The 4497-nt window shown below is 42.3% G+C and carries 4 protein-coding genes; all 4 read right to left on the bottom strand.

Annotated features, from left to right (window positions below; all coding sequences use genetic code 11):
• Positions 1–59 precede the first annotated feature (59 nt).
• Complete coding sequence (locus KFT32_RS27000) at positions 60–809, bottom strand: SDR family NAD(P)-dependent oxidoreductase (protein ID WP_211750441.1); 750 nt, start codon at positions 807–809, stop codon at positions 60–62.
• Between the two features lie 27 nt (positions 810–836).
• On the bottom strand, positions 837–2102 hold the full coding sequence (locus KFT32_RS26995; protein ID WP_211750440.1) for an MFS transporter: 1266 nt from the start codon (positions 2100–2102) through the stop codon (positions 837–839).
• A 50-nt stretch (positions 2103–2152) separates the two neighbouring features.
• A complete protein-coding gene (locus tag KFT32_RS26990) occupies positions 2153–2959 on the bottom strand; it encodes an SDR family NAD(P)-dependent oxidoreductase (RefSeq protein ID WP_211750439.1) in 807 nt (268 codons plus the stop codon).
• 436 nt (positions 2960–3395) lie between these two features.
• Complete coding sequence (locus KFT32_RS26985) at positions 3396–4343, bottom strand: iron-hydroxamate ABC transporter substrate-binding protein (RefSeq protein ID WP_211750438.1); 948 nt, start codon at positions 4341–4343, stop codon at positions 3396–3398.
• Between the last annotated feature and the right edge of the window lie 154 nt (positions 4344–4497).

The following is a 4497-nucleotide window of genomic DNA, read 5'->3' as shown; positions in this document are numbered from 1 at the left end:
GGAAGCTCCTCCAGTAATGATAGCTACTTTGTTATTTAATTTTCCCATTTTGCATTCTCCTAACGTAATTTGATAGATCCGCCATCCACCATTACGGTTTGGCCGGTAATATAATTAGAATCTTCACTTGCTAAGAATATAGCAACCTGACCAATATCCTGTTCCGGGTCACCAAGGCGGCGAAGCGGAATTCGGTTAATCATGGCATCGTACATTTCTGGGGCACTTTCACGCCACTGTTCTACACCTGGCGTTAGAGCGATGGGTGAGATTAGATTGACATTGATACCATCCGGGCCCCACTCATTTGCAGCAACACGGGAAATAGCGCGAATCGCTTCCTTAGCAGCAGCGTAAGAGGCTTGTGTAACTTGTCCATCAATACCAGCACCCGATGCAAAATTGATTACATTACCTTGCGTTTTCTTCAATTCAGGGTATGCTGCCTGCATAAAGTGGAATGTTGGGTAAAAGCCTGTTCCGAAAGATAAATCCAACAAATCTTGAGTTGTATCGATAAAAGCGGCCTGTCTGGATGCATGTGCGTTATTAACGAGAATATCCAGCTTACCGAATTTTTTAACGACTTCTGCAACGATCTCATTCGCATTTTCTTTTACTGAGATATCTTTAATGAAAAGACAACCTTCGGTATATTGATTCACTTCCGCGAGTGTCTCTTTCCCTTTTTGCTCATTCACATCAACAATGGCGATATGTGCGCCTTCCTTAGCCATTGCAAGTGCAATACCGCGCCCAATTCCAGAAGCACTACCGGTTATGATCCCGACTTTACCTTTTAATCTCATTTCGATAACCTCATTTCACTTGTGAAATTAATTCCATAAACCCGCTTGTTCCAACTTCTTCTTACCTTTAAAAGCAACAGCTATACAGAAAATGATGACAATCAGCATCACACCAATGGCATACAAAACGGGGGTGTAACTTCCGGTGAAATCAAACACATACCCGTAAGCCGGCAAAGCAACAATGGATGAAATCGCCAAGCCCATCGAGGCATTGGAATAAATCTGGCTGTATTCCTTATTGCCGAACAAGCTCGATGTAAGTGCAGGTCCGAGCGTTCCGATGGAGGAAGAAATTAATCCAAACAAACCTACAGCTATCGATATGACTAGCGTACTTGATGACGCGAACAGTAACAGTGCGATCGACACTACGCCGAGAAGCATTACTGCCATTGCCGTATTCTTAGTACCGAATTTATCGCTCGCATATCCAATTAACAATGAACCGATCAGCACGCCGATCATATTGATCGCCATTACATTACCTGCAAAGGATACATCGAATCCTTTATTCATCAAGTAAGTCGGGATGTGCATTGAAAAGCTGGCTGCAGATGTAATCAGGAAGAAAAATACCATCAGTGCATAGAAAGCAGAGGATTTTTTAGCAACTGCTAATGTTACCCCTTTGTTCTCTTCCTCACTTGAATTTTTGGTTGTGTTTGCCGCAGCAGATCCTGCTCCGTAAGGAAGCGTTTTCTTTTCTGCCGGTGACTTCCTGATCAAAAGAAAGACGATAGGAATAACAATAACAATGACTGTAATTCCGACGATCATATATGAAGATCTCCAACCTTGATTGGCAATCAGATTACCAACAACCGGTTGAGCAATGGCACCAAGTGCACCGCCTGCCGCACCCATAATTCCAAGTGCTAGTCCTTTACTCTTTTTGAACCACTGATTAATTAATACAGGACCCGCAATTACGGTAAGAAATACGCCGCCCACTGCCAGTGGAATCGCTAAAATGTACCAGCCCCATACAGAATTCATTAATCCAAACAAAGCAAATGCTCCTGCTTGTAAAACAACTGCAATAATTAAAATCAACCGAGTATCATACTTTGCCATCAATTTGCCGCCAATTGGCAAAAAGATCATGGTAATAATGGCCGATACACTAAAGTAAAGAGATAAACTGCCCATCCCCACTCCCAGATCATTCGAAACTGATTTCAAAAAGAGACCTGCAGAGTTATTCAAACCAGCTTTCGCCAATCCAACCATGATGCAAAGCCCAAGTAAAATCCACCACGCATAGTGAATTTTGCTTTTGTTGTGGCTCATAAAATTTTCCGCTCCCCGTTTTTAATATGCTTTAGAGGCATTTAGCCTGATTAGACCTGTGCCATTTTCATAAACTGCTCAAAATCCGGAACGGTTGGATTAGCGATATAGTGCCCACCCTCGACCTGGATTGTCTGACCAGTAATAAACTTAGATTCATCTGAAGCCAAGAATACAACGGTATGTCCGATATCTTCTGGTTCGCCGTGGTAAGGTAGTGCGTTGTACTTCGCAAACATATCGAGTACATCTTGCGGCATATTATTCTTCGCTGCCGGTGTCAAAATCAATCCAGGTGCAACTGCATTACAACGAATGCTGTGTTTACCATATTGCGTAGCGATGTATCTTGTAAGGTTTACTACGCCCGCTTTTGACGCCCCGTAAGCGACCCGAACCGCATCTCCAGCAAAACCAGCCATAGAAGCCGTATTAATAATTGAGCCTCCGCCAGCTTCCATCATATGAGGAATCGCGAATCTAGCTCCGAGTAAGACACTCTTTAAGTTAACGTTCATCAGCTTGTCCCACTCTTCAAGATCAACGTTCACTACATCAAGGTCTTTCTTCAGGTTTGTCAAACCAACGTTGTTGAACATAGTCGTGATTTTTCCATACTGTTGTACGGTAAAGTCAACGGCTTCCTTAATGGAATCTCCATTTCCAGCATCGACAAACACACCCACTGCATCTCCGCCTTGGGTTCTAATTTCCTCTGCTGCTTCTTTTGCCCCTTCGACATTAAAGTCAGCAATGACTACTTTAGCTCCTTCTTTCGCCATTAGTTGGGCAACAGATAAACCTATTCCTGATGCGCCTCCGGTAATAAGAGCTACCTTCTCATTCAATCTTGCCATTTTTTTCAGGCTCCTTTCTTGAGGACAATCAAGATATGTGTAAGGTCATTAAAATAATAAAATTATATTTAGATGTCTAAATATTAATTGCCTAAATAATATCAAACTCTTAATTATAGTGCAACGGATAATATTAAAAAAGTGATATATCGCACAGTAAAAAAACGTAAAAAAAGAGGGAATATACTCCTTTTTCTTTCAAATTTATCTACTATTATCCTTAGATAACCAATATTACAAGGACTATTTAACTTATTTTACATGTCCTAATAGATAATAATTTGGATCGACTAATCGCTTGATTTTCACCGTTATATTCCCGCTTTCAGCAGCGTAATGGTATTTTTATAAACAAAAGAACCCGTGCGTCTAAAACGCAGGGTTCTTTGATTTTTCAGTGGAACATTCTAATGCTCACAGTGAAATATTTTGACAATTATCCGAGAAAGCCGGTCTTGAAAATGTCCAGTAAGTAATCAAGTGTCGTCGGATCACTGTACGTGGAAGATTCCGTGTCGATCTCAATGACATGCTTATTTTGAACAGCCGGAATGTTATTCCATGTCTCCGTCTTCATGAACGAATTATCACCCTTTGAGCTTCTGCTTATTACTAGGAAATCACCGACATATTCACCGAGTACTTCAGAAGATAGCGTATAATAGCCGGGTCCGAGTGCATCGGCTTTGACTTTCTCTGGCATGCTTAGCCCCATCGCCTGATACAGTACTTCAGTTCCGCGAGCCCAGTTGTTACCGAATACATAGAAGCTCTTCGCGTCCGTTTCTAAGACCGACACAGTTACATTATCGCCATACTTCGCTTTGATCTCCTTACCTACCTCAGCAGCCCTCTGCTTGAAGTCGTCGACCCAGGCCTGAGCCTCCTGCTCTTTGTTCAACAGTTTTCCGATTTCCAGTTGCTGGTTCAAGTAGTCCAGCTTGCCCCATGTATACGCGACGGTTGGTGCGATCTCATTGAGCTTATCTAAATTTTTGCTGTCACTACCGGTAATAATGAGGTCCGGCTCCAGCTCAATAATCTTCTCCAGATCTTCTGGAGATACGACTGTCACACCCGACAGCTTGTCCGTGAACAATGGATTCGTGTTCGTCCATTCATCTACACCAACTAGAGTAAAACCGAGCGAGAGCACGTTTGGAGCATTTGTTAGTGCCACAATTCGCTTCGGATTGGCCGGAACCTCTATAGGCCCTGACTCCGACTGATACGTCTTAGTACCAGTATTCGAATCCGCCGCCGTGTCAGAATTGGTTGATGTATCTGTAGTAGGTGAGACCTGACTATCGTTAGTAGCTTGGTTTCCGCATGCGCTGATGATAAGCACCAGCAGTAACAATGGAAGGAAGAGCTTTTTCTTCATGTTCAATCCCCTTATAGTGATAATGATTATCAATTTCATATAATAGTTACATTATCTTCTCCTTGCCCAGTTGTCAATACTAACCAGGGCGGTTAAAAACTTTAATTCAATCCATAACTTCCGTTGGGTTCTCCTATTATATTTCCTAATATAA

Source organism: Paenibacillus sp. Marseille-Q4541, assembly GCF_018310695.1.
Classification (GTDB): domain Bacteria; phylum Bacillota; class Bacilli; order Paenibacillales; family Paenibacillaceae; genus Paenibacillus.
The sequence above is the reverse complement of the archived record's forward strand: the minus strand, read 5'-3'. Positions and strand labels throughout refer to the sequence as shown.

Bases quoted from the DNA above. Each gene is read 5' to 3' on its own strand.
- KFT32_RS27000 (WP_211750441.1), bottom strand. From the start codon at position 809: ATGAGATTAAAAGGTAAAGTCGGGATCATAACCGGTAGTGCTTCTGGA.
- KFT32_RS26995 (WP_211750440.1), bottom strand. From the start codon at position 2,102: ATGAGCCACAACAAAAGCAAAATTCACTATGCGTGGTGGATTTTACTT.
- KFT32_RS26990 (WP_211750439.1), bottom strand. From the start codon at position 2,959: ATGGCAAGATTGAATGAGAAGGTAGCTCTTATTACCGGAGGCGCATCA.
- KFT32_RS26985 (WP_211750438.1), bottom strand. From the start codon at position 4,343: ATGAAGAAAAAGCTCTTCCTTCCATTGTTACTGCTGGTGCTTATCATC.